The organism is Bradyrhizobium sp. (assembly GCF_016462955.1).
In the GTDB taxonomy this organism is placed as follows: Bacteria; Pseudomonadota; Alphaproteobacteria; order Rhizobiales; family Xanthobacteraceae; genus Bradyrhizobium.
In genome coordinates, this window is the sequence record NZ_JAEMSD010000844.1 from 1 (window position 1) to 1,752 (window position 1,752).

At 70.1% G+C, this 1,752-nt stretch carries 1 protein-coding gene and 1 pseudogene; one reads left to right on the top strand and one right to left on the bottom strand.

Annotation, left to right across the window (positions count from 1 at the left end):
* Positions 1-381: pseudogene (locus JHD07_RS39090) on the top strand (TetR/AcrR family transcriptional regulator); the annotation flags it as partial.
* 154 nt (positions 382-535) lie between these two features.
* Here JHD07_RS39090 and pyk read toward each other — a convergent pair.
* On the bottom strand, positions 536-1,752 hold a 1,217-nt coding region (gene pyk, locus JHD07_RS39095), incomplete at its 5' end, for a pyruvate kinase (protein WP_291631924.1).

Sequence of the window (1,752 nt, forward strand, 5' to 3'; positions counted from 1 at the left end):
GTGCATACGCTGTCGCAGCGGCGGCTGGCCTGGGGCATCCTGGCCGAGCCCGTCGATGTCGATGTCAGCGCCTCCCGCCTTGCCAGCCGGCGCGAGATCGCCGGCGAGATGGCCGCGCGGATCGACGCCGCCGTGCGTGCCGGTCACCTTCCGGCGCAGGACACCGCGCTCGCCGCCACCGCCTTGCTCGGCGCACTGCACGAGGCTCTGGTCGGGCCGCTCGCGCCCGATAATCTCGAGGATCCCGCCAAGATGCGCGATGCGGTGCAGACCGTGACGCTGCTGGCGCTGCGCGCGGTCGGCGTCATGGACGCCCGCGCCCGCGGCCTCGTGGTGCAGCAGACCTTGCTGCCGACGACCAAGGCGCTGGTCGGGGCTTGAAAAATCGCGCTCACGCGCGAGTTGGCGACCTGATCGCTTTCAGGTCATTGCCCGCGCATGCTTTTTTGCGACATCCCGGCAAGCCGGCTGGTTCTGGCCGGCTACTGTGCATGGGGTTGTTTTTCGACTTTTTGTTTGGCCGCCCCGGCGGGCCTCACATATTGGCGTCGCCTTCGGGGCCGACCGAGGCGATGCGCACCATGTTGGTGGTGCCGGGAATGCCGAGCGGCACGCCGGCGACGATGATGACGCGCTGGCCGGCGCGGACGAAGCCGTCCCGGAACGCGATCTGGCCGGCGCGGCTCACCATGTCGTCCTGGTCGCGCGCGTCTTCCGCCACCACGCAATGCACGCCCCAGACCACCGCGAGCCTGCGGCCGGCGCTGATGTTCGGCGTGATCGCCACGATCGGCGGCTTCGGGCGCTCGCGCGCCACGCGCACGGCGGTCGAGCCCGACGAGGTCCAGCAGATCAAGGCGGGCAGGTCGAGCGTCTCGGCGATCTGCCGGGCGGCGTCCGCGATGGCGTCGCCTGCTGTGGATTCGGGGGCGGGGCGCTGGGCCATGATCACCGAGCGGTAGGTGGGGTCGCGCTCGACCTCCTCACCGATGCGGTTCATGGTCGAGACCGCCTCGACCGGGAATTTGCCGGCCGCCGATTCCGCCGACAGCATGATGGCGTCGGCGCCCTCATAGACCGCGGTGGCGACGTCCGAGACTTCGGCGCGGGTCGGCACCGGCGACTGGATCATCGATTCCAGCATCTGGGTCGCGACCACCACCGGCTTGCCGGCGCGGCGCGCCATCCGCGTCATCTGCTTCTGCAGGCTCGGCACGCGCTCCAGCGGCAATTCGACGCCGAGATCGCCGCGCGCCACCATCAGCGCATCGGAGGCCTCGATGATGTCGGCGAGGCGGTCGATCGCCTGCGGCTTCTCGATCTTGGCCATCACGGCGGCGCGGCCGCGGATCATCTTCTTGGCTTCGAGCACGTCGTCGGCGCGCTGCACGAAGGAAAGCGCGATCCAGTCGACGCCGGTGACGAGCGCCGCTTCGAGGTCGGCGCGGTCCTTCGGCGTCATCGCCGAGACCGGCAGGTCGGTATCGGGCAGGCTGACGCCCTTGCGGTCGCTCATCCTGCCGCCGACCACGACGCGCGTCAGCGCGTGCTCCTTGGAGGTCTCCTCCGCGATCAGCCGCACCTTGCCGTCGTCGAGCAGCAGCGCATGGCCGGGCCTGAGCGCCGCCAGGATCTCCGGATGCGGAAGATGCACGCGCGTGGCATCGCCCGGCGTCTTGTCGGAATCGAGTGTGAAGGTCTGGCCGTTCTGGAGCTGGACCGCGCCCTCGGCGAAGGAGCCGAGTCTCAGCT